The sequence below is a fragment of the Propionibacterium acidifaciens genome (genome assembly GCF_003798325.1).
Taxonomy (GTDB): Bacteria; Actinomycetota; Actinomycetes; order Propionibacteriales; family Propionibacteriaceae; genus Propionibacterium; species Propionibacterium acidifaciens.
On the sequence record NZ_CP033719.1, the window covers coordinates 294,377 to 316,648 of the forward strand.

22 protein-coding genes and 4 tRNA genes are annotated in these 22,272 nt (G+C 69.4%); 16 read left to right on the forward strand and 10 right to left on the reverse strand.

The window, feature by feature from the left end:
* Window positions 1–67: 67 nt before the first annotated feature.
* Window positions 68–1,519, reverse strand: a complete 1,452-nt coding sequence (locus tag EGX94_RS01275; protein WP_021796550.1) for a PrsW family intramembrane metalloprotease — start codon at window positions 1,517–1,519, stop codon at window positions 68–70.
* A 147-nt stretch (window positions 1,520–1,666) separates the two neighbouring features.
* Window positions 1,667–1,739, reverse strand: a tRNA-Arg gene (locus tag EGX94_RS01280).
* A gap of 204 nt (window positions 1,740–1,943) precedes the next feature.
* On the opposite strand from EGX94_RS01280, the gene EGX94_RS01285 reads away from it, so the two are divergent.
* From EGX94_RS01285 to EGX94_RS01315, 7 genes are all read left to right on the forward strand, one after another.
* Entirely contained in the window at window positions 1,944–3,155 is a 1,212-nt protein-coding gene (locus tag EGX94_RS01285; protein ID WP_081660783.1) for an MFS transporter, read from the forward strand.
* A gap of 75 nt (window positions 3,156–3,230) precedes the next feature.
* Window positions 3,231–3,848, forward strand: coding sequence for an oligoribonuclease (gene orn / locus EGX94_RS01290; protein ID WP_028707057.1), 618 nt, complete (start codon window positions 3,231–3,233; stop codon window positions 3,846–3,848).
* Between the two features lie 210 nt (window positions 3,849–4,058).
* Window positions 4,059–4,131 (forward strand) — tRNA-His (locus EGX94_RS01295).
* A gap of 332 nt (window positions 4,132–4,463) precedes the next feature.
* The gene (locus EGX94_RS01300; RefSeq protein WP_021796551.1) at window positions 4,464–4,982 is read left to right on the forward strand and encodes a GNAT family N-acetyltransferase; all 519 of its coding nucleotides are present in this window, start codon (window positions 4,464–4,466) and stop codon (window positions 4,980–4,982) included.
* Window positions 4,983–5,284: 302 nt separating this feature from the next.
* Complete coding sequence (locus EGX94_RS01305) at window positions 5,285–6,208, forward strand: hypothetical protein (RefSeq protein WP_021796539.1); 924 nt, start codon at window positions 5,285–5,287, stop codon at window positions 6,206–6,208.
* A gap of 116 nt (window positions 6,209–6,324) precedes the next feature.
* On the forward strand, window positions 6,325–7,626 hold the full coding sequence (locus tag EGX94_RS01310; RefSeq protein WP_021796534.1) for a MurT ligase domain-containing protein: 1,302 nt from the start codon (window positions 6,325–6,327) through the stop codon (window positions 7,624–7,626).
* Window positions 7,620–8,396: a type 1 glutamine amidotransferase gene (locus EGX94_RS01315; RefSeq protein WP_043120347.1), complete on the forward strand. Its 777-nt coding sequence runs from the start codon at window positions 7,620–7,622 to the stop codon at window positions 8,394–8,396. The genes EGX94_RS01310 and EGX94_RS01315 overlap by 7 nt, the downstream gene beginning before the upstream one ends.
* A gap of 491 nt (window positions 8,397–8,887) precedes the next feature.
* Here the strand turns inward: EGX94_RS01315 and EGX94_RS01320 are convergent.
* The 3 genes from EGX94_RS01320 to EGX94_RS01330 all read right to left on the reverse strand — a co-directional run bounded on the left by EGX94_RS01320 (window position 8,888) and on the right by EGX94_RS01330 (window position 9,712).
* Window positions 8,888–8,960: transfer RNA gene (locus tag EGX94_RS01320), tRNA-Lys, on the reverse strand.
* A gap of 115 nt (window positions 8,961–9,075) precedes the next feature.
* On the reverse strand, window positions 9,076–9,372 hold the full coding sequence (locus EGX94_RS01325; protein ID WP_051383725.1) for a GroES family chaperonin: 297 nt from the start codon (window positions 9,370–9,372) through the stop codon (window positions 9,076–9,078).
* 43 nt (window positions 9,373–9,415) lie between these two features.
* Entirely contained in the window at window positions 9,416–9,712 is a 297-nt protein-coding gene (locus tag EGX94_RS01330; protein WP_192962671.1) for a DUF3618 domain-containing protein, read from the reverse strand.
* 213 nt (window positions 9,713–9,925) lie between these two features.
* On the opposite strand from EGX94_RS01330, the gene bcp reads away from it, so the two are divergent.
* The gene (gene bcp / locus EGX94_RS01335) at window positions 9,926–10,405 is read left to right on the forward strand and encodes a thioredoxin-dependent thiol peroxidase (RefSeq protein ID WP_021796547.1); all 480 of its coding nucleotides are present in this window, start codon (window positions 9,926–9,928) and stop codon (window positions 10,403–10,405) included.
* A gap of 327 nt (window positions 10,406–10,732) precedes the next feature.
* Here the strand turns inward: bcp and EGX94_RS01340 are convergent, their stop codons facing one another.
* The 3 genes from EGX94_RS01340 to EGX94_RS01350 form a co-directional block, all read right to left on the reverse strand.
* The gene (locus tag EGX94_RS01340; RefSeq protein ID WP_021796552.1) at window positions 10,733–11,815 is read right to left on the reverse strand and encodes a tetratricopeptide repeat protein; all 1,083 of its coding nucleotides are present in this window, start codon (window positions 11,813–11,815) and stop codon (window positions 10,733–10,735) included.
* Between the two features lie 165 nt (window positions 11,816–11,980).
* Window positions 11,981–12,250, reverse strand: coding sequence for a GlsB/YeaQ/YmgE family stress response membrane protein (locus EGX94_RS01345; protein ID WP_021796530.1), 270 nt, complete (start codon window positions 12,248–12,250; stop codon window positions 11,981–11,983).
* A 142-nt stretch (window positions 12,251–12,392) separates the two neighbouring features.
* Window positions 12,393–13,247 (reverse strand): tetratricopeptide repeat protein, encoded by an 855-nt coding sequence (locus EGX94_RS01350; protein ID WP_021796546.1) that lies wholly within the window; start codon window positions 13,245–13,247, stop codon window positions 12,393–12,395.
* Window positions 13,248–13,281: 34 nt separating this feature from the next.
* On the opposite strand from EGX94_RS01350, the gene EGX94_RS01355 reads away from it, so the two are divergent.
* From EGX94_RS01355 to EGX94_RS01375, 5 genes are all read left to right on the forward strand, one after another.
* Window positions 13,282–13,366, forward strand: a tRNA-Leu gene (locus EGX94_RS01355).
* A 1,164-nt stretch (window positions 13,367–14,530) separates the two neighbouring features.
* Window positions 14,531–14,980, forward strand: a complete 450-nt coding sequence (locus EGX94_RS01360) for a hypothetical protein (protein ID WP_123825799.1) — start codon at window positions 14,531–14,533, stop codon at window positions 14,978–14,980.
* Between the two features lie 338 nt (window positions 14,981–15,318).
* Complete coding sequence (locus EGX94_RS01365) at window positions 15,319–15,900, forward strand: hypothetical protein (protein WP_051383721.1); 582 nt, start codon at window positions 15,319–15,321, stop codon at window positions 15,898–15,900.
* A gap of 585 nt (window positions 15,901–16,485) precedes the next feature.
* Entirely contained in the window at window positions 16,486–17,694 is a 1,209-nt protein-coding gene (locus EGX94_RS01370; RefSeq protein ID WP_021796548.1) for an MFS transporter, read from the forward strand.
* A gap of 16 nt (window positions 17,695–17,710) precedes the next feature.
* Window positions 17,711–18,046, forward strand: a complete 336-nt coding sequence (locus tag EGX94_RS01375; RefSeq protein ID WP_226906038.1) for an ArsR/SmtB family transcription factor — start codon at window positions 17,711–17,713, stop codon at window positions 18,044–18,046.
* A gap of 187 nt (window positions 18,047–18,233) precedes the next feature.
* On the opposite strand, the gene EGX94_RS01380 is transcribed toward EGX94_RS01375, so the two are convergent.
* A complete protein-coding gene (locus tag EGX94_RS01380) occupies window positions 18,234–18,767 on the reverse strand; it encodes a DeoR/GlpR family DNA-binding transcription regulator (RefSeq protein ID WP_081707295.1) in 534 nt (177 codons plus the stop codon).
* Here EGX94_RS01380 and EGX94_RS01385 point away from each other — a divergent pair.
* Window positions 18,699–19,766, forward strand: a complete 1,068-nt coding sequence (locus EGX94_RS01385) for an IS630 family transposase (protein ID WP_021796543.1) — start codon at window positions 18,699–18,701, stop codon at window positions 19,764–19,766. The two genes, EGX94_RS01380 and EGX94_RS01385, sit on opposite strands and share 69 nt — an antisense overlap.
* Here EGX94_RS01385 and EGX94_RS01390 read toward each other — a convergent pair.
* A complete protein-coding gene (locus EGX94_RS01390; RefSeq protein WP_051383724.1) occupies window positions 19,712–20,140 on the reverse strand; it encodes a DeoR family transcriptional regulator in 429 nt (142 codons plus the stop codon). The two genes, EGX94_RS01385 and EGX94_RS01390, sit on opposite strands and share 55 nt — an antisense overlap.
* A gap of 598 nt (window positions 20,141–20,738) precedes the next feature.
* On the opposite strand from EGX94_RS01390, the gene EGX94_RS01395 reads away from it, so the two are divergent.
* Window positions 20,739–21,284: a hypothetical protein gene (locus EGX94_RS01395; RefSeq protein WP_043120351.1), complete on the forward strand. Its 546-nt coding sequence runs from the start codon at window positions 20,739–20,741 to the stop codon at window positions 21,282–21,284.
* A gap of 335 nt (window positions 21,285–21,619) precedes the next feature.
* On the forward strand, window positions 21,620–22,201 hold the full coding sequence (locus tag EGX94_RS01400; protein ID WP_123825801.1) for a hypothetical protein: 582 nt from the start codon (window positions 21,620–21,622) through the stop codon (window positions 22,199–22,201).
* Window positions 22,202–22,272: the final 71 nt, after the last annotated feature.

A 22,272-nucleotide genomic window follows, 5' to 3' on the forward strand; every position in this document is an offset into this window, starting at 1 on the left:
GGGCCCGGAGGGCCGTCGCCGGTACCGGGTCCGTCCGCCGACGGTGCGCACGGCGGACTCCACAAGGCTATCGCCGAGGAGCGCCGATGGGGACCTGCGACGGCGGGGGCGGCGCGTAGAAGGGCGTCCTGGGGCGGCGGCGTGGCAGATGGGCGCGAACCCAGGCCGTGAGATTGTGCCACGTCCAGGTGGGCGGTTTGACCGTGAGACCGTCGGTGTTGTCGAGCGCCCGGCCTCGCAGGGCGCGGATGCTCAGGAGCAGCTCGCGCTCGCGCCCGACGGCTGCGGCGCCGGTCAGCCCGTTGACGACGCCGAGGCGCACCTGGGCCAGCTCCGACATGTCGTGGATGAGGCGGACGGTGGCGACAAGGCAGCGCGGCCCGCGCAGCGCAGCGGCGCAGATCAGCTTGAGGCGCGCTCGGTAGCGGCTGAACATGATCGGGTCGTGGACGCCGAGCCAGCCGTTCGAGACGAAGTCCTGCAGGCGGGCGCGCATCTGACGTGACTCGGCGAGCACCAGGCGGATGTAGCGCAGCAGGAGGAAGACGATGAGGAAGGCACCGACGGCGATCAGCAGCCCCGTGCTGACGCCGACCGACTGGGAGCCGTTGAATCCCATGTGCGCGCACACGGCGAAGCAGTAGCCGGCGAGCGGCGCGACGACGCGCACGACCTTGCTGCGGTTGCGCAGAGCCACGCCCACACCGATGGCGGTGAAGGTCGTGAACAGCGGGTGGCCCCAGCAGGTGAGCAGGCCACGGAGGTAGAAGATCTGCCGCAACGCGCCGTCGGCGTCGACGCCGTAGGCGAGGGAGCCGTACAGGTACATCCGGACGTAGTAGACGATGTCCTCGACGACGGCGAAGCCGACGGCGGACAGACCGGCCATCGTGACCATCTGAATGACCGACAGGAGCCGGTGGCGCACGAGGATGGCCAGGAGGAACAGGATCGTCGCCTTGGCGGCCTCCTCGACGAAGGGCGCGATGAAGATGGCGGCACGCACGCTGCCCAGCTCGTCGGTCTCGTCGGCGGTGACCATTGTCGAGGCCCACGTGTTGATCATCGACGAGGCGAACACGGCGACCGCCCCTCCCCAGGCCAGGGCGACGGCCTTCAGGCGCAGTGTCGTGGGGCGGAGCCGGTCGATGAGAAAGTAGAGGACCAGGCCGATGGCGAGCGTGACGAACGCGAGCCTCGTGCACTTCCACAGGGCCTCGTTGAACTGGGCGATGGTGGGCGTCGAGCGTGTGCCGGTCTGCTGCTCGGTGTAGTCGCCGACGGCGGTGGTGATCGTCACCTCGTACATGCGGTAGGTGAGCCACAGCAGGAAGGCGCAGAACGGGAGGAACGCGAGGGTCAGCCAGCCGAGCGGGCCGTTGCGGAAACGCTGCCAACGTGTCAGCCCCGGCTCGACCGGACGCGGCAGGCCCGCGATCCTGCGGTCGCGACGCTCGCGGGCGATCGATTCGCCCCCGTGCTCGGCGGGGGCGGCGGGTGCGGGCAGCTGCGTGGACACGCGGCAAGACTACCCGGGGCCGCCGACACCCGTTCGGGGGACGCACGGGACGGGCACGGCTCCGACGCGCAGGATCACGGCCCCGACGCGCGGTGGGCCCGGGCGCGGGGCGGGGCGGCGCACCCCATGCGCCCCGTCCCGCGAAGGCGGCCCGGGTGGGAATCGAACCCACGCGCGACAGATTAGAAGGCTGCTGCTCTATCCGCTGAGCTACCGGGCCCTGCTCGTTGCATTCTACTGAGCGGCACCAGCACCGGACCGCAGTGGCGGGTGCGGCACCGGGGCGGGACGCGCACATCGCGCCCCTCGCGGGCGAGGGCCGCCCCGTCCGACTCCATCGCGAAGACGTGGAGCGTCGTCGCGCCCCGCGCTGGGCCGGACGATGGGTGAACGCTCCCACGGAGCCGGTGCGCGCGGTGGGACCATGGGGTCCGTGGAGGGGGAACGAGCGCGGCGGTCGTGGGTCCGCACGCTCACCGCGGTCTACGGGCCCACCGTCCTCGCCTCGATCGGTTTCGGAGCCGTCATCCCGCTCATCGCGATCCAGGCCCGTGCTTTGGGGACGAGCGTCGGCGTCGCCGCGTTCATCACGGCCCTGACCGGCATCGCCCAGGCGATCGGCGACCTGCCCGCCGGTTTCGTCACCGATCGCATCGGCGAGAAGTACTCGATCGTACTGGCCTGCCTCGTCGACGCCGTCATGATGGCCGTCGTCTTCGCCTCGCACTCGCTCGTCCTGCTGGCCCTGGCCGTGCTCTGCCACGGACTCACCGGGTCGGTCTTCAGCCTGGCCCGGCAGACCTATCTGACCGAGCGCATTCCGCTGAGCTGGCGGGCCCGCGCCATGTCGACGCTCGGCGGTGTCATGCGCGTCGGCTGGTTCATCGGGCCGCTGGCCGCCGCCGCCATCATCAACCGATGGAGCCTTCCCGCGGCGTTCGGTTTCGCCGCGGGGATGTCACTCGTCGCCGCCGTCGTCACGTTCACGATGCCCGACCTGCCCGGCGAGGAGCACGGGCTGGCGGCCATCAGGCAGCGCAGCCGCGGCGACCACGCCCGGACCCTCTCCGTGCTGCGGGCGAACCGCCGCGTCCTGCTGACCCTGGGCACCGGATGCCTGGGCCTCATGCTCATCCGAGCGGTGCGCCAGACGATCATCCCGTTGTGGTGCGAGGCGCACGGCATCCCGGCCGCCACGACGAGCCTCATCTACTCCATGTCGATGGGCTGCGACGTTCTCCTCTTCTTCCCCGGCGGCCTCATCATGGACCGTCTCGGGCGCCGCTGGGTGACGCTTCCGGCCATCGCCACGATGAGCGCCGGCCTCCTCGTCCTGCCGCTGACCCACCACGCAGCGACCATCGCGCTCGTCGCGGCCCTGCTCGGCGTCGGCAACGGCGTCTCGTCCGGAATCGTCATAACGCTCGGCGCCGACGTCTCCCCCACCTGGGGCCGTTCGCAGTTCCTGGCCGGCTGGCGCCTGTTCGCCGATTCCGGCAACGCCGTGGGCCCACTCGTCGTGAGCGCCGTCGCCGGGGCGGCCGGTCTTCCGGCCAGCGCCCTGACCGTGGGTGTCATCGGTCTGGTCGGCACTTGGTGGCTCTCGCGCTACGTGCCGCGCAGGACCGATGGCTGAGTCCCTTGCGACGTCCGGAGCGTCGCGGGGGACGGCCGGCCCGCCCGACTAGAGTTGACCGATGTGAACAACAACATGCTGGTGTGGATCGACTGCGAGATGACCGGGCTCGACCTGGCCCATGACGAGCTCATCGAGGTGGCCTGTCTCGTCACCGACGGCGAGCTGAACATCCAGGGGGACGGCATCGACGTGGTCATCAGGGCCAGCGACGAGGCGATGGCGAACATGGGCGAGTTCGTCACCGAGATGCACACCACGTCGGGTCTTCTCGAGGACCTGCGGGTCTGCACGACGACGATGCGCGAGGCGGAGGAGCGGGTGCTCGCCTACATCAAGCAGTACGTGCCCGAGCCGCGCAAGGCGCCCTTGGCGGGCAACACGATCGGCACCGACCGCAGCTTCCTGCTCAAGGACATGCCCGAGCTCGAGGGTTACGTGCATTACCGCAATATCGACGTCAGCTCGATCAAGGAGCTGGCCCGCCGCTGGTACCCGCGCACCTTCTTCAACGCGCCGGAGAAGAACGGCAACCATCGCGCCCTGGCGGACATCAAGGAATCGATCGAGGAGCTCATGTACTTCCGCGAGGCCGTCATGGTGCCCGAGCCCGGCCCCACCGCGAGCGAGGCCAAGAAGATCGCGGCCCGCTGCCAGGGCAGCATCACGGGATTCGGCCGCGAGCAGGCCTGAGTCCGGTGTCCCCGGGCACGGCGGGCGGGGTGACGGACCTCCGGCCGTGCCGACTCCTTTCGGGACCGTCGACCGAGCAGCCGCCGGAACCGCCGCCGGCCCGGGGCCTCCGACGCCCGGCCCGATTTGGGGCCTGATGCCGGCGTCGGCTAGGATGACCGGGCTGTCTGTTCGCAGAACTCCCGGGTTCCGCGGCCGTGGACGGCGATGGTGGATGTAGCTCAGTTGGCAGAGCCCCTGGTTGTGGTCCAGGTGGTCGCGAGTTCGAATCTCGTCATCCACCCGGAGAGAAGGGTTCGGAGTCTTGCGCTCCGAACCCTTCATCGTTCCTCCGGACCGGCCTCGACGTTCCTCCGGACCGGCCTCGACGTTCTCCCCGACCCGTTCCCACCTCACGTATGCGTCAACACCCGGGTTATGTCCGAGGTGTCAGCACAAAAGCGGGGCGGGAAGCGAGTCAGGCCGGAGAAACGGTCGAGCAGGGGGACGGGACGCGGGGAGCTCGATCGGGCCCGCACGGGTCCGGCGCCACCACCCTCGGCAACGCCCAGGGCGTCCCGGCCGCATCGGGCCCCGCACCGGTCCGACCCGAAGGAGGGACACGGAGCAGAAGCGATGACGGGCACCACCGTCGAGCGGCTCACGTCACAGGACGTCGGGGGCGTCCGCGCCGTCTGGAACGAGGTCGTCGCAACAGGCGACGCATTCCCGCAGACCGACGAGCTCGGCGCCGACGAGGCGGCCGGCTTCTTCGCCGCCCAGTCCTTCACCGGCGTCGCCAGGGGCACCGGCGACAGTCGGGTCCTGGGCGTCCACGTCCTCCGCCCCAACAGCATCGGGCGGTGCGGGCACATCGCCAACGCCAGTCATGCGGTGGCCTCGTCCGGCCGAGGCCGAGACGTCGGCGAGCGGCTGGTGCGGCACAGCATGAGCACGGCCGCGCAGCTGGGCCTCCGCGCCCTCCAGTCCAACGCAGTGGTCTCGACGGATCGCCCCGCACGGGCGCTGTACGAACGACTCGGCTTCACCGAGATCGGGCACGTCCCCGGCGGCTTCCGTCGCGATGGTGGCGAATACGTCGACACCACGCTGCACTACGCGGATCTCACCCTCGCCGTCCGTCCGGCCCCTTGATCCACTCCCTCGTCCTTGATCCACTCCCCATGTCGGACTCGCTGACCCGCTGCCGAGGCCGCTGGCCCGCTCCCACCTCACTCTTGCTTGCGCTTCCACCTCGGACATGAGCCGGGTGTCAACACGAGAACGAGGCGGGAAGCACGGAGACCACGGACGCCGGACACGACGGAACCACGGACGCCGGACACGGGAACCCTCGTCGAGAGAGAGGACATCGCCCCGTGGAGCGCCGCCCCGTCACGAGCGCCCGGTCGCCCCACCCCCGCCGGAAGAGGCCGTCGTCCCGTAAAGTGCCATTCATGTACGCCGCCTATTCCGCCGTCTCCACCATCATGGTGGTCCTCAGCCTCCTCGTGCTGGTCGCCCTGCTCATCCTCGTTCTCGTGCAGATGCGCGCTGACCGTGCTCGCACCATGGCGGCGGTCGGCATCGGTGTCCTGATCGCCCGGCATCTGTGGAGCCTCACCTTCAGCTTCTTCATCCACGGCAGCTCCAACAGCATCCTCATCATCAACTCGGTCACCACCACACTGCTGCTCCTCGGGGGCGTCGCCCTGCTGACCCTGGCCGCCGTGCAGACCGCGGCCAAACGCACCCCACCGGCCGTGAACCCGGCTCAACAGCCCTACGCCCAACCCATGTCGGCAGCGCAGAGCATCATGGGCGCGCCGGGCCCCTCCCGGCAGTACGGCCAGCCGACCGCACCTCAGCAGTACGGCCGGGCCCCGCAGACCGCGGCACCCCAGCAGTACACCCCGCAGACCCCAGCACCCGACACGGCGCAGGATCCCAGGAGGACCACCGATCCCGCACCCCAGCAGTACACCCCGCAGACCCCAGCACCGCAGCAGTACGGGCAGAAGCCCGAGTCCCAGCGATACGAAGACCGGCCCCCGCAGACCGCGACACCCCAGCAGGAGCAGACCCCGCAGACCGGAACACCTCAGCAGTACAGCGGCCGGCAGCCCGCACCCCGGGCGAACAGCCAGCAGCCCGGACCCCAGTTCAGCCAGCCCCCGCAGACCATGGCGCCGCAGCAGTACGGCCAGCCGGCTGCGCCCCAGCCGAGCCCCCAACAGCCCTATCCCGGGCAGCCCTACCCTGGACAGCCCTACCCGCAGCAGCCCTACCCGCAGCAGATTCCAGGATTCCCGGGCCAGCAGGCCCCCGGACAGGATGCCTGGACGTCGCCCCGCAACCCCTACGAGCATCCGCAGAGCTGACGACGGGCACCGCACCGGACGCGCGGGGCACCATCGTCGTCCCGTGCGCTGCGTGCCGGGTCCCGTGAGGACGGCACCGGGCCCAGGTGGGCGCGCGGGGCTGCCACAATGGGGTCATGGCCTCATCACCCAGCCAGCGGTTCCGGCACGCGCGACCAGTTGATCCGACGATCGGCCGGAAGCTCTGGCGCAACACCGCGATCGGCATCGGGAACCTCACCGCATGGGCCTCCCGCAAGGCAGGACGCGGCTCCGGCGCCTCGATCCGAGGCCAGGTCATCACCCGGTTGTACCCGATGATGTTCGCCGAGCTCATCGCCGGCCGGCGCATCGCGGCCGTCTCGGGCACGAACGGCAAGACCACCACGACGCATCTCCTGGCCGCCGCGGCCGAGACCGCCTGGGGCACCCGTGACGTCGTGACGAACGCCGACGGCGCGAACCTGCGCGAGGGCATCGCCTCGGCCCTGTCCCAGAACGTCAGGGCGCCGGTGGCGATCCTCGAGACGGACGAGCAGATCGTCCCCGACATGATCACCAGGGGCCGCCCCGAGGTGCTCGTCATGCTGAACTTCAGCCGCGACCAGCTCGACCGCCACCACGAGATCGCCTCGCTCGGCAAGAAGTGGCGCGCGGCCCTGACTGACGCCGGCGAGAACGGGCCGACCGTCGTCGCGAACATCCACGACCCGCTCGTCACCTGGTCGGCGGAGGCCGCCCGCCGGGTCATCTGGGTCGACATGGGCATCGGCGGGTGGACCGCCGACGCCGCCCTGTGCCCGTCCTGCGGGGCGATCCTCGAGTACGACGGCGACGGCTCGTGGAACTGCCCCGGCTGCGCGCTCGGCCAGCACCGGGCCGACTACGCGGTACGCGGCGACGAGGTCACCGGCCCGGACGGCGCCCGCTGGACGCTCGACCTGCAGGTACCGGGACGCTTCAACCGCGGCAACGCCACCTGCGCGCTGGCCGCGGCCATCGAGATGGGCATCGACCCGACCGTCGCGCTGGCGGCGATGGGCACGGTGCGGGCCCCCGCCGGGCGCTTCTCGATCGGTCGTTTCGGCGACAACCGGGCCCGGCTGCTCCTGGCGAAGAACCCGGCCGGCTGGGCCGAGTCCCTGCTCGTCATGGCCTCCGACCCGGTCGTCCTGGCCATCGACTCGGCGATCGCCGACGGCACCGACGTCAGCTGGCTGTGGGACGTCGAGTTCGAGAGGCTCGCCGGCCGGCACGTCATCTGCACCGGCCCGCGGGCCCAGGATCTGGCCGTGCGCCTGTCGTACGCCGAGGTCGACCACGAGGTCGTCGACTCGCTCCGCGAGGCGATGGCCCGCCCCTACGAGGACACCGTCGACGTCCTGGCCACCTACACGGCCTTCCTCAATCTCTGCAAGATGGGCGGCGTGGAATGGTGAACGAACCAGTCAAGATCGTTGTCGTCTACCAGTCGCTGCTGGGCATCTACGGCGACCACGGCAACGGCACGGTGCTCACCAAGCGCCTCGTCTGGCGTGGCATCGACGCCGAGCTCGTCACCGTCGAGCCCGGCCGGCCCGTGCCGGACGACGGCGCCGTCTACCTGCTGGGCGGCGGCGAGGACCTCGCCCAGATCGCCGCCGTGCGCGAGCTGAAGGCGGACGGCGGCCTGTTCCGGGCCCTCGACCGGGGGGCCGTGCTCTTCGCCGTGTGCGCCGGCTACCAGATCTGCGGACGGAGCTTCACCGTGGGCGACCACGACGAGGTCATGGAGGGCCTGGGGCTGCTCGACGTCACCACCCGCCGCGGGCCTCGACGCGCCGTCGGCGAGATCCTCACCCGTTGGGAGCGACCCGACGGCTCCACGAGCCTGATCACCGGCTTCGAGAACCACGGCGGCTACACGACGCTCGGCCCCGACGCGAGGCCGTTCGCGCAGGTCGAGCTGGGGGTCGGCAACTGCGGCGACGGCACCGAGGGCGCCGTCCAGGGCAGGGTCATCGGGTCATACCCGCACGGCCCGAACCTGCCGCGCAACCCCGCGCTGGCCGATCACCTGCTCGAGCTGGCCCTGGGCACCGAACTCGGGCCCCTGCCGAACGCGCGGATCAGCGCGGAGCTCGACGAGCTGCGCCGCCAGCGCATCGCCGTGGCGCGCCACTCGAGGAACCTGGCCGAGGACACCCGCTGGCTCGGCGAACGCGAGTGAGCCTGGTTCCGCGCCGGTCGGTCCGCACTGCCGTACGCCCGCACCCCCACTGCGAACAACCGTTTCTTGCACACGCGGTTCCGCGGCGGCCGGTTCGCGCCAGGACGACGTGGAATCGGTAGTCGAGGGCTTGCACGCGCGGTTCCGCGCCGGTCGGTCCGCGCCGTCGTGCGCCCATGAGGCTTATTCACAGGGGCCGGATTGCGATTCGTCGCCCCTGGTCACAGCGTCATCTGCAGGCGCTGTGAATGAGTCTCCGTGCAAGCGAGACCGGGGGGGCGAGTGGTTCGAGAACGGTTCTGCGCCGTCGTACGCCGGTCCGGTGAGCACGGGTGGGCCGCTCACCGGTGCGGCGCGAAGGAAAGGGATCCCCCACCCAACTCATCTGCGACCTCGCGAGGGTTCCATCGTGGGCGTCCATCTGCCGTGGGCCCCACCGGCACGGAACGGAAAAGGGGATCCCCGCCGATCACGGCGGGAATCCCCTGTCGTGCGCCGCCAGGGACTCGAACCCTGAACCCACTGATTAAGAGTCAGTTGCTCTGCCAATTGAGCTAGCAGCGCGTGCGTCAAAGAACTATAGGTCCTTCGGCACCGCCGCGCAAATCGTGCCCGCGCCGGGCCCGCTCGTCCCCGAGCCGTCCGGTGCGGGGACGCATCGGTCCTTGTCCGGCCCCGTTCACAGGTACAGGCCGGTCTGGCCCCCGGGCAGGTTCTCGTCGGCGACGGCGTGCAGGTCGCGCTCGCGCAGCAGCACGTAGGCCTTGTTGCGCACCTCGACCTCGGCGCGGTCCTCGGGATCGAACAGCACCCTGTCGCCCACCGAGACGGCCCGGACGCTGGGGCCGATGGCGACGACGCGGGCCCAGGCCAGGCGGTGGGCGATCTGCACCGTCGACGGGATGAGGATCCCTCCCTCGGACCGCCGCTCGCCCCTGTCCTCGTCCATGCTCACGAGGACGCGCTCGTGGAGCATGCGGATGGGGAGCTCCGGGACGGGGTCGGGCGCCGTCTGCTCGTCAGCCACGGATCGCCCGCACGAGGCCGCGCACGGACAGGCCGAGGACGGCGACGCCGGCGACGGCCAGGACGACGGTGCCGATGCGGTCCCACCGGGGGCCGGACTCATCGATGAAGGCGTTCTTGGCGCTCTCGTAGCTGTCGTTGGCGAAGGTCTTGGCCTCGTAGACGGCCTGGTTCTTCACGGCGGTGGGGTGCACAGTCGCGGTCAGACCCTGCACTCCGCCGGCGACCTGACGGCGCGAGGCGGCGATGCGCGCCCTGATCTGGTCGATGTTGGTCTCGGACTTGGCCACGGCTTCCTCCATTGCTCAGATCCGCTCCGGGTGTCGGCGCCGGTGCGGGGACCTCGATTCGGACCACCGGGGCCGTTCGCGCCTACACGTACACGGGGCCGAACCGCCGGTGGTGGTGCCCACAGCCTATTCCCACCCCCGACCCCGATGGCGAATCGGGGCCGGTGGGCGGCGATGGCGGGCGGCGGCACACCGGCTCAATAGGGTGGGGTCATGACTCAGCTGACAGATGGCGCCACGGCCCCCGAGTTCGCCCTGCCCGACGCGGACGGCAGAACGGTGCGTCTCGCCGATCACCGCTCCCGCACGGTCGTCCTGTACTTCTACCCCGCCGCCCTCACCCCCGGCTGCACGACGCAGGCAGTCGACTTCACCGACCACGTCGACTCCTTCGCGGCGGCTGGCGTCGACGTCATCGGCATCTCGCCCGATGCCCGGGACAGGCTCGCGGAGTTCCGCGAGCGCAAGGAACTGCGGGTGACGCTGCTGTCCGACCCCGAGCACGAGGCGATCGAGGCGTACGGCGTGTGGGGCGAGCGGATGATCTACGGCAAGATGATCACCGGCCTGATCCGCTCGACCTTCATCATCGACGTCGACGCGGACGGGGTCGGCACCGTTCGCAGGGCGATGTACAACGTGCGCGCCAAGGGGCACGTCGACCGCATCGCCCGCGAACTCGGCATCGGCTGAGCAGCGGGATCGACTGAGCGGCGGGTCCGGTCCAGGGGCGCCACGGGACCGGTCCCGTGGGAACCAGGGGCCGGAGTGGGACGGGCGACGTCCCCCGGGGCCCGGACCCGTGGGAACCGGGTCGCGAGGAGCCCCTGGGGCCGCGGGAGCCCTGCGGAGCCGGCGGCCGTCGGTAAGGAGCCGGCGGCCGTCGGTAAGCGGAAGGCGCGGGCGCACCGGCGGATGATCGCACAGACCGGTCACGGACGCCGGATCGACTCAGAGGTCGTCGTCGGGCCCTGCTGGCGCAGCTGGAGGCCATCCTCGGGCGGGCCCTCCGCCGCGGGCTCAGAGGTCGCGGGACGTCGGGCCCCGCTGGCGCAGCTGCTCGCGCAGGTACTCGACCGAGGTGCGGGCCGTGACCGTGTTGGGGTCGTCGGACCCGAACTCGGGCTCGATGTCGGCGAGGATGGCCTCGAACACCTCAAGGGACTCGGCGATGCGTCCCTGCTGGGCGAGCAGATTGCCCATGTTGCCGCGCACGGCCACGGTGAACGGGTGGGCCGGACCCATGGCTGGGCCGACCTCGTCGGCGAGTCGGCCGAACTCGGCGATGGCGTCGTCGGCGCGCCCCAGCCTGCCGAGCAGCTCGGCATGGTTGGCGCGGGTGACGAGCGCGTCGGGGTGGTCGGCGCCGAGGACGCGGCGCTCGTCGGGAATGAGCCCCTCGTAGACCTCGACGGCGCGCTCGGGCTGCTCGGATTCGAGGAGGCACTCGGCGAGGTTGGCGCGCAGGGCCAGGGTGTCGGGGCGGTCGGCGCCCAGCACGCGGGTCTGGTCGGCGACCAGGCGCTCGAACTCGTCGGCGGCCTCGTCGCTGCGGCCGGCCCGGCGCAGCATGTCGGCGTGGTTGGCCCGGCTCACGAGCACGTCGGCGTTGTCCTTGCCGAGGACGGCGGTCTGGTCGGCGACGAACTTCTCGTAGAGCTCGGCGGCCTGGTCCGGGTGGCCGGCCTCGCCGAGCCACCCGGCGTAGTTGGCGCGGGTGGTGAGCGTGTTGAGGTGGTTGGGGCCGAGCAGGCGCTCCATGTCGGCGGCGAGCTCCTTGTCGAGCTCGGCGGCGCGGGCCGGGTCGCCGGCGCAGCCGACCCAGTGGGCGTGGTTGCTGCGCCCGAGCAGCATGTCGGCGCTGTCGGCACCGAGGACGCGCTCCAGATCGGGCAGCAGCTGCTCGTACAGGCGGGCGGCCCGGGCCGGGTCGCCGCCCTCGCCCACCTGCGCCGCGAGGTTGGCGCGGCTGGACAGCACCGTGGGGTGGTCCTTGCCGAGCTCGCGGGTCTGGTTGATGATCGTCTGCTCCAGCGGGCTGATCTGCTCGGGCGCCATCCGCGTCACCTGTTCCTCGTCGTGTTGCTGGTCGTGGCTCGTCACGGGCCGGTTCCGGCCCGGTGCCAGTGTCGCAGACCGAGCCGCGGGCGGCGGACGAGGGGGTTGGCGGGCCCGGCTGCGCACCATCGGGCCCGCCCCACCCGCGCCGACGCTCACCTCGCCCGCGGCCGCCGAGAACTGGCAGAACGAGCCCGCCGGGCGCCGGCCTCACCCGCGTCCGGAGCGCCTGTTGTTGGTGAGCAGCCCGTAGAGGAACAGCACGACCAGTGAACCGCCGATGGACAGCAGCCACGTGCGCAGCGAGAAGAAGGAGCCCAGCGACACGCCCAGGAAGGAGGCGCCGAGGTAGCCGCCCAGCATGGCGCCCAAGACGCCGAGCAACGTCGTGACGAGGCAGCCGCCCCGGTCCTCGTGCATGATCCGCTTGGCGATGGCGCCCGCGATGAGGCCGAGCAGGAGGAAGGCGAGCAGTCCCATGATGATGTCCTTTCGGTCGCTGACCGGCCGTTGTCGGCAGGTGCCCACCGCGGCCCTGACGGTCCGCGGTGAACACATTATGTTACCGAGCTGTGACAAGCACCCCGACCCGTCGTGGGCCGCTCAGGGTCGGCTCAGCCCGTCAGCGGGCATCCTGCGCCCACCGGCTCGCCGAAAAGGATCGGGTATACCGAGCCCGCCAGCGCCGAGCGGCCGTCCTCGCGCCCCCGTGCCGGCTCACGGCCCACCCCGCAGCCGAACGCCCCCGCGTTCGCCCCGGCCCGACGACGGCCAAGTACGGATCCTGGTCGATGGTCACCACCCCCGCGTTCGCACCGTCCCCAATCCCCTCAGCGGGACTCCGGGACGCGCCGGCCCGCAGCACCTCGAGCTGGCTGCGCGTGGCCCCGGTGCTCTCGTCGTCGGGGCCGAGGACGCGCAGCTGGGCGGGCAGCAGCAGCTCGTAGACCGCGACGGCCTCCTCGAGGCGGCCCTGGTCACGGAGGGCGGCGGCGTGGGCGGCCCGGGCGTCGAGCACCTGCGGGTCGTCATCGCCGAGAACGCGCACCAGGTCGGGGACGAGTTCGTCGTAGATGCGCGCGGCCTCGTCGGTCCGCCCGGCGCGCAGCTGCCAGCCCGCGGTTCCGGCGCGGACGGCGAGGGTGTTGGGGTCGTCGGGGCCGTAGACGCGCTCCATGTCGACGGCGAGGGCCTCGAACAGGTCGGCGGCGCGGGCCGGGTCGCCCGCCTTGCCGACCCAGTTGGCGTGGTCGTTGCGGGTCACGAGCGTGGCCTCGTGGTCGGGGCCGCCGATGCGGGTGCAGTCGGCGATGAGCTCCTCGTAGAGCCGCGCTGCCTCGACCGGATCACCGGCCTCGCCGAGCCCGTCGGCGGCGTCGAGCCGGGCCGCGATGACGCGCGGATGGTCCGGACCGTAGTCACGGGCCGGTTCGTCGATCGTGGGCGCGGGCTCGGAGGGCTGGTTCTGCTGCGGCATGCCCGCACCCTACCGGTTAGACTGGCCGGGCCCCGCCGGAGTGGTGGAACTGGTAGACACGCAGGATTTAGGTTCCTGTGCTTCGCAGCGTGAGGGTTCGAGCCCCTTCTCCGGCACCACGATTGAGCACCGTCCGGGCCCCGCGGCCGCCCCACACGCGGCGGGATCCAGCGGCGAAGCGGCGCCTCAACTCCCTGCAGGGCAGGGCCACCCCACGCGCGGCGGGACCCAGCTCATCGTCGAAGGCCTCCGACTGCGACTGGTCGCCCCACACGCACCACGGCGGGGCCGGAGTATGGAGGGTTATTCAAAACAGCGCGTCGTCAAAGACGAACACCTAGTCAGGGCCGGGTTTGTCAAAAGTTTTGAATAAGCCTCATGATGTCCGGAGCGAATCGTTCGCCGGGGCGGTCGCGCCCACTGAAGTCGAAGGTCGCGCTCACTGAAGTCGAAGACGATCTCTCATGACGGCCCCACCCACCAGACCCGTTCCCACCTCACTTTTTCGTTAACACCTCGGACATATCCCGGGTGCGAACACAAACGTGAGGTGGGAACACGAATGCGAGGTGGGGGCGCGGGGGTCGGTGCGAGGTGGGGACGGGCGCCATCGTCCACGCTCCGACGGGCTGCCGGACGACCACAGTTCCCACCTCACTTTTCCGCCAACACCTCGGACATATCCCGGGTGCGAACACAAACGCGAGGTGGGAGCACAAACGTGAGGTGGGAACGAATGCGAGGTGGGGGCGCGGGGGTCGGTGCGAGGTGAGGGGCGGGGGCCGGTGCTTTCTCGCTGGTGCCGTCAGACGGTCATGCGCGGTGCGACCAGTGCCGGATCGGAGCAGGGACTGGTGGCGGCCCTGCCAGTGGGTGGTCCGCTGGGATGGGGGGCCGGTCGCGGACGCCAGGTACGTCCGCCCGGGGAAGGTGCGCGCGTGGGTGTTGCGCCCGCCGTCTGCGGCTGGTTCGGTCTGGCCGGGTTGAGGCGTCGGCGTGCCGGGTTCGCCTGGGCGCCGCCCCTTGGGCGCGGGCCGGTTGGTGCGGGCCGGGTCTGGTCGGGTTCTGCGAGGCCGGCAGGTGGCGGGTTTTCCACAGGCCTTTCGATGGCGGGAGTGGGTATGCGACGATGGCGATGTCGTGTGCTTCCCGCCCCCTGTGGAGGTTGTTCCGTGAGTCGGCGATGGTGCCGGGCTGTGGTCCTGGGTGTGTTCTGTGTGGTGGTTGTGGTGCCGGCGTGCGGCCGGCGGGGGTCTGCCGGCCCGGCGTCGTCGGCGTCGTCGGTGTCGGTGTCGGCGTCGTTGTCTCAGGACGAGTTGTACGCGGAGGCCGAGCGGGTCTACCGGGCGTATTTCGAGTTGGAGCAGCGGGCTTTTCTCGAGGGCGGGGTCAATGGTGTCCCTGTCGAGATGAACCAGTACATCATGGCCGGATACGCCAGCGGCGAGTCCTCCATGCTTACTCAGATGGCCGAGCGGCGTGTGCGGATGCAGGAAGGGACACGGTCGCAGTACACGGTCCTGGAGCAGGTGCCCGATGACCCGCCCTCGGATTCCCTCGTCTCCCTGAGCGTGTGCATCGACTCCACGGCGAGTCCCCTCGTCGACGCCGACGGGAATTTCGTGGCCAGCGGATACGACATCAACAACGTATTCTTCAAATATGATTCCGATGGATTTTTGAAAATATTTCATGCGACCGGAGAGACGGTGAAATCATGTCCAAGCGCTTGACCGCTTTACTCTCTTTTCCTCTAGTGGCAGGGTGTTTTATTCTGCAGCAAAGTCCAGCTCACGGGTGCAGTTTGAATGACTCCGGCTGTGTCGATTCGAATGCTCCGAGATTCGGGGGCGACGTCACGATCCAGGATTCTGGTTCTGATTATTCGGTGTCGGCGTCGGATGCTTATCGGTCTGCCGGTGATGCCGCCGGTGCTGGTGGCGGGTTCGTTCCAGCGGTTTCCGAGGGGCCGGGCGGGCAGTGGGCCCCGGCGGCGGCCGGGGACTGGGCCCCCGCCGGCTCCGGGGGCGGTGGTAGCGGGGTTGATCCCGTCGAGGAATGTCGCCGACTCGTGGCCGATCCCGACCCGGCCGTCACGACCAGCTGCCTCTACCCGGTCTTCCGCACCACCGGCCCGGACACCCCAGCAGGTAGCGCCCCGGCCGCCGGCCCGGCCGTGGACCCCGCCGAGGCCGCCCGCCGGGCGATCGCCTCACTCACCCTGACCGAACCGGGCCTTCTCCTCGACCCAGACCCCGCCGCCAACGAATGGGGCGCCACCGCTGTGGGGTTCCACACCTGGTTCCACGCCCCCGACCCCGGCGTCCTCCACACCAGTGCCACTGCCGACGGCCTGACCATCGACATCACCGCCACACCCGGCATCCTCACCGTGGACACCGGCGACGGCCGCCGGCAGACCTGCCACCATACGGTCCCGTACCGCAACCCGGACGGAGTCAACGCCCCATCCCCGTACTGCGGACACACCTGGGAACACACCGGCGAGTACACGGTCACCGCGACCCGTACCTGGAACGTCTCATGGACCGCCGCCGGCCGATCCGGGACCGACACCGTCACCCGACCCGCCGGCACTCGTGCCATCACCGTCATCGAACTCGTCTCCGTCCTCACCGAACCAGACCGATGACAGGAGGATTGTCCAAAACTGGCGCGCTGCCAAGGGAAAACACCCAGCCAGAGTAGAGTTCACCAGGAGCCTTGAATGAGCTTCCCGGGGGTGCGGGGGCGTGCGCGGGGGCTCCGCGCGGTCTTTTCCGACCAAGGGACTTCATCGGCGCCTTGAGACCTGTCCGTGGGGGCTTGTTCACGGAGGCTCAGCGAGAGACGCAACCCCTGGCCATGACCTGGTTCATTGAGGCTGTGAACAGGCCTCGCGGTGTTCGCAGGTTCACGGTGGTTTCTTCACGACCCCGGCAGACACGATCAGGATTGCGTGACGCCGTGGACGACCACCCCTCAGCCCCTCGTCCTCAGCCGCGCGAGCCTCGCCCCGCTGCGCCTCTGGGCGGGAGGATGACCGATGGATCCCTCCTCCCAATCACCGCGAGCCTCCCTGACTCCGCGAGCGTGCCCATCAGGAGCTGCCCCGGCGGCGCAGGACCCGCGGGCTGTGTCGACGCCATGGGCGGCCCATTCCCGACTGCCCCCGACCGAGCAGGCCCCGTGTGCGCACCCTCTGTCTTTATTTTCATAATTGTGCAATCATGCATCTATGATGAAGGTTCTACGCCACCGGGTGTACTCGCACCTGTTCGGCTCGCTGGTCTGCTCACTGTTGGGCAGCGGTCTGGCGACGGTCGCGCTGGGGCTCGTCTCCTACGACATCGCGGGCGCCGACGCGAGCGCCGTGCTCGGGGCGATCTTCACGGTGAAGATGATCGCCTACGTCGTCATCGCCCCCTTGGCGAACGCAGCCGTCGCCCGTCTCCCGCGACGAGCCGTGATGGTCGGCTCAGACTGCCTGCGCCTGGCCGCGGCGCTGTGCCTGCCGTTCGTCGACGCGATCTGGCAGATCTTCGCGCTCGTTTTCGTCCTGCAGGCCGCCTCGGCGATCTTCACGCCGACCTTCCAGTCGGTCGTGCCGGCTGTGCTGCCCGACGAGGACGATTACACGAATGCCCTCTCACTGGCACGCCTGGCCGAGGACCTCGAGACGATCGTCTCGCCGATGCTCGCCGCGGCGCTGCTGCTGGTGGTCCGGGCTGACGCGCTCTTCTTCGGTACGGCGATCGGCTTCGCCGCCTCGGCACTGCTCGTGCTGTCGGCAGCGATCCCGCACGGCCTGGGCATCACCACCGATGACGACGAGGAGCCCTTCGGCACTCGCGCGAGGGTCGGCATCGAGCTGTTCTTCCGGACCCCGGCGCTGCGGCCAGTCGTGGCGCTCAATGTGACAATCGCCGCTGTCGTCTCCTACGTACTGGTACAGACGGTGGTGATCGTCCGCTCGGACTTCGGCATGTCGCAGACGGCCGTCGCGCTCTTCCTGGCGGCGAACGGGGCCGGCTCGATCGCCACGGCGCTGGCCCTGCCGCGCATCCTCCACCGGTTGGACGAGCGCGCCGTGATGCTGCCCGGAGCTGCGCTGCTGTGCACGGCCCTCGTGGCGGCTGCCGCGGTCCTGGCCCGGGCCTCCGCCCCGTGGGCACCCGGGGCGATCGCGGTGCTGTGGGCGCTCATCGGCGTCGGCTGGGCCGGTGTCGAGATGCCGATCGGACGCCTGATCCCCCGCGCGGTCCCCGAGCGAAGGCTGTCGGCGGCGTTCGCCGGGCAGTTCTCGCTCTCGCACGGCTGCTGGCTGGTGTGCTATCCGCTCACCGGCGCGCTGGCGGACTGGGGGCTGAGCCGGACGGCGCTCGTCATGGCGGGGCTCGGTGCTGCCGCGGCGGGGGCGGGCGTCGTACTGTGGGACCGGACGTAGAGCAGTGAGGATGATCGTGAGCCCCGAGCCACCCCATGACGATGAGGCCGAGTACGCGGCCGAGGTGCTCAAACTGCTCGCCGACCGCACACGCCTGTCGATCCTGGCGATGCTGAGTCAGGGAGAGATGTCCGTGACCGAGATCGCGCGGGCACTCGACCGACCGATGCCGGCCGTCTCGCAGCACCTGGCCAAGCTGCGCACTGCGGGGCTCATCGGGGTGCGCAAGAACGGCACGACGAACCACTACCAGAGCCCCAGCGAGCACGTGATCGCACTCGTGACCAATGCGCTCCAGCTCAGCGAGCACGCCCTGTACGAGACGCCACCGCATCACCGGGCGGCGCGCTGAGGGAAGACCCCGCTCGGCGACCGGGCGAGCATCACCAGCCCCTCTCGGCGTCACCGGCACCCCGGGCGGCGCTGACTGTGCGGAGATTGCGAATTGACGAGCGATCACCGCACAGTGAAGCGTCGGGCCCCTTCTGCCGGCTCACCCGAGCGCCCCGGACCGGGATCAGCCCTCGGCCACCACGGGCTCATCGCCTGCGACGATGACGTCTGGGCTCCTCATGCGCAGCTCCGAGACGGATCGATTCCGGGGTTCCCGAATCCACGATGACATGGTCGAACTCACCGACATCGGCGAACCTGAAAATCCCCCTCCTGGAGAATTTGGCGTGGTCGGCGAGCAGGACGGACTCGCTCCCGGCCCGCAGCATGGCCCTCTTGACCTCGGCCACCTCCTCGTAGGGGTGGACGCAGGACACGGCCACGATCCCGGGCGCGGACAGGAAGCAGTAATCCGTCGCGATCCTCTTGAGCGCCTCCATCGTGATGGACCCCATGGACGAATGGGCCCACGGACGGTACTCCCCGCCGATGATGACCAGCCCGGACGCCTTCATCGATATCGCCTGGTTCGCGATGAACAACGATGGCTGACATGAAACGAAACCGTATTTTTCGTGGATTTTCTGTGCTGTTTCGGATATGATTGAGGCATGCAGGTTGAGGTCACCCTGGAAGAAACCGCCGTCCTGATCAGATGGAAGAAGCGTTCCGACAATCATGTGCTGGTTCGGATGAAAGCAGAAGCGATTCTGTACGCCTCCCGTGGCGTTGATGTGGGTATCATCGCTGAAATGGTTGAGCGCACGGAGCGGACCGTGCAGGAATGGCTGGCCGAGTGGCGGGCCACCAGGATGTGCTCGGTCCTGACCGACCATGCCGGGAACCAGAACGCGGCGAAACTCACCCGCACCCAGAAGGAAGAACTCAAGGCCATCTTGGCCCAGCCGCCCTCCCGGTCCGGTGTTCACGCCGAGTTCTGGGACGTCCCGGCGATACGTGAGGTCGTGAAGATCATGTTCGACGTCGAGTACCAGGCGGACTCCTCGTACCAGTTGCTCCTGCGCTTGTGCGGGCTGAGTTTCAAGCTGCCCGACCCGTTCGACAAGCACCGGAACGAGAAAGCCATCACTCGGCGCATGGCCGAGGTGAAGACCCAAGTCAAAAGCTTGTTGGACCAAGGCTGGGAGGTCTACACGGCAGACGAGGTCCGCTTGGAGCACGAGGCCGAGACCCGCCGCATGTGGCTCCCGAAAGGGCAGCGCACCAAACTGTCCGTGGACCGGCAGAAGACGTCCCAGTCCTTCTTCGGCGCGCTCTCCCTGACCAGCAAGAAGGTCAAGTTGTACCCGATCGAGGGGAACCAGAACACTGAGCAGACGATCCTCTCCCTGGACCGGCTCCAACGAGAAACCGAGACCGGCAAGATCGCGGTCGTCCTGGACAACGCCCGCTTCCACCACGCGAAAGCGTTGACCGACCTGTACGAGCCGGGTCAGCTGTTGGAGCGCATCACGCCGATCCATCTGCCACCGTACGCGCCCGACCACAATCCGGTCGAGCACGTCTGGAACGCGGCCAAGAACAACATCGCGAACATCCAGCGCGAGACCCCCGAAGAAACCTTCGGCGCGTTTGCCTCATACATCACCGGCCGCGCCTTCGACTACGACTTCGAGCACCTCCCACTCCGCGAAACCAGAAACGATTTTGTTTCATGACAGCCAGAGTTGGTCACGATCGTCAGGGTGTCGACGCGGTCGAGGGATCTGAACAGCCACACTCCGGCGCTGGAATCGTCCAGCAGGACGGAGCTCCCCGGCGCGACGAGCGAGGCCCCGGCTCGGGCGATGATCCTCTTCTCCTCCGAGCCCTGCTCCACCCTGAAAATGGCGTCCACGGCGTGCAGGCCGTTCACCACGGCGACGATGCGGCCCCGGTTCCTGCGCAGCACGCCGCAGTCCTCGAGGATGCTCACGTCCCGGTAGATCGTCATCACCGACACGCCGATGAGACCGGCGAGTTCCTCGGCCGTCGCGGCGTCACCGGCCATGACCGCCTTGGCGATGGCCAGCTGGCGTGCCCGGATGCCCATTCCCGGGGATCGTTCCTCCTGGTTTCTCCTCATTGTCATCACACCCCCAACAGATGACCTGAATCGGCACTGCAGGAAAAGCTTATTCACCGCGGTCCGGCCATGAGGATCCCTCTTGGTCGGAGCGCTGCCCACCGATGCCGGGAATGCCCCCTGACCTGACCCGGGGCCGGTGCTTTCTCGCTGGTGCCGTCAGACGGTCATGCGCGGTGCGACCAGTGCCGGATCGGAGCAGGGACTGGTGGCGGCCCTGCCAGTGGGTGGTCCGCTGGGATGGGGGGCCGGTCGCGGACGCCAGGTACGTCCGTCCGGGGAAGGTGCGCGCGTGGGTGTTGCGCCCGCCGTCTGCGGCTGGTTCGGTCTGGCCGGGTTGAGGTGTCGGCGTGCCGGGTTCGCCTGGGCGCCGCCCCTTGGGCGCGGGCCGGTTGATGCGGGCCGGCTGGTGCGGGCCGGGTCTGGTCGGGTTCTGCGAGGCCGGCCGGTTGCGGGGTTTTCCACAGGCCTTTCGGTGGCGGGGGTGGGTATGCGACGATGATGGCGTCGTGTACTTCCCACCCCCTGTGGAGGTCGTTCCGTGAGTCGGCGATGGTGCCGGGCCGTGGTCCTGGGTGTGTTCTGCGCGGTGGTCGTGGTGCCGGCGTGCGGCCGGCAGGGGTCTGCCGGCCCGTCGGCGCCGGCGTCGTCTGCGCTGGTGTCGTCTGCGTCGGCGTCGTTGTCGCAGGACGAGTTGTACGCGGAGGCCGAGCGGGTCTACCGGGCCCTGTTCGAGCTCGAGGAAGACGCCTACGCGGCAGGCGGTGCTGAGAGTCTGCCGCTTGAGATGAACCAATACGTCATGCAGCCTTTCGCGGGCTTGGAGGCGCAGAGTCTGTCGCAGGTGGCCAGTAAGGGGTGGCGGTCACAGCCGGGTACGCGATCATGGATCGCCTATGTCCGGCGGTCGCCTGAGATCACGAGGGAAGACTCGGTAGCGACCCTGTCCGTGTGCGTCGACTCTTCCCAGAGTCCCCTCGTTGACGCCAACGGTGCCATTGTCGGTGGCGGATACAACGCTCACGTTCTATTTTTCAAGTACGACATGGATGGGTCTCTCAAGATTTATGGAAGCACAAGCGAGGCGATCGACTCATGCAACGGAAATTGATCTCCATAAGCAGTACTTTGCTTCTTCTGGGAGCATCCGTCTGCTTCCCTCCCATGGCAAGCGCATGCACTGGGACTAATTGTTCTGAACAGGACAGCTATACTTCTCACGACACCAGTATTGAAACGTCTGATTTTGGTTCTGATTATTCGGTGTCGGCGTCGGATGCTTATCGGTCTGCCGGTGATGCCGCCGGCGCTGGTGGCGGATTCGTTCCAGCGGTCTCCGAGGGGCCGGGCCGGCAGTGGGCCCCGGCGGCGGCCGGGGACTGGGCCCCCGCCGGCTCCGGTGGCGGTGGTGGCGGGGTTGATCCTGTCGAGGAATGTCGCCGACTCGTGGCCAACCCTGATCCGACTGTCACGACCAGCTGCCTCTACCCGGTCTCCCATACCACCGGCCCGGACACCCCAGCCAGTGGCGGCCCGGCCGCCGGCCCGGCCGTGGACCCCGCCGAGGCCGCCCGCCGGGCGATCGCCTCACTCACCCTGACCGAACCGGGCCTTCTCCTCGACCCGGACCCCGCCGCCAACGAATGGGGCGCCACCGCAGTGGGATTCCACACCTGGTTCCACGCCCCCGACCCCGGCGTCCTCCACACCAGCGTCACAGCCGACGGCCTGACCATCGACATCACCGCCACACCCGGCGCCCTCACCGTGGACACCGGCGACGGCCGCCGGCAGACCTGCCACCATACAGTTCCGTACCGCAACCCGGACGGAGTCAACGCCCCATCCCCGTACTGCGGACACACCTGGGAACACACCGGCGAGTACACGGTCACAGCGACCCGTACATGGAACGTCTCATGGACCGCCGCCGGCCGATCCGGGACCGACACCGTCACCCGACCCGCCGGCACTCGTGCCATCACCGTCATCGAACTCGTCTCCGTCCTCACCGAACCAGACCGATGACAGGAGGAAGCTTATTCACAGGGCCCCTCGACAGAAGTGCCACTCCTTGTCACGATCGTCTCTGTCGACGC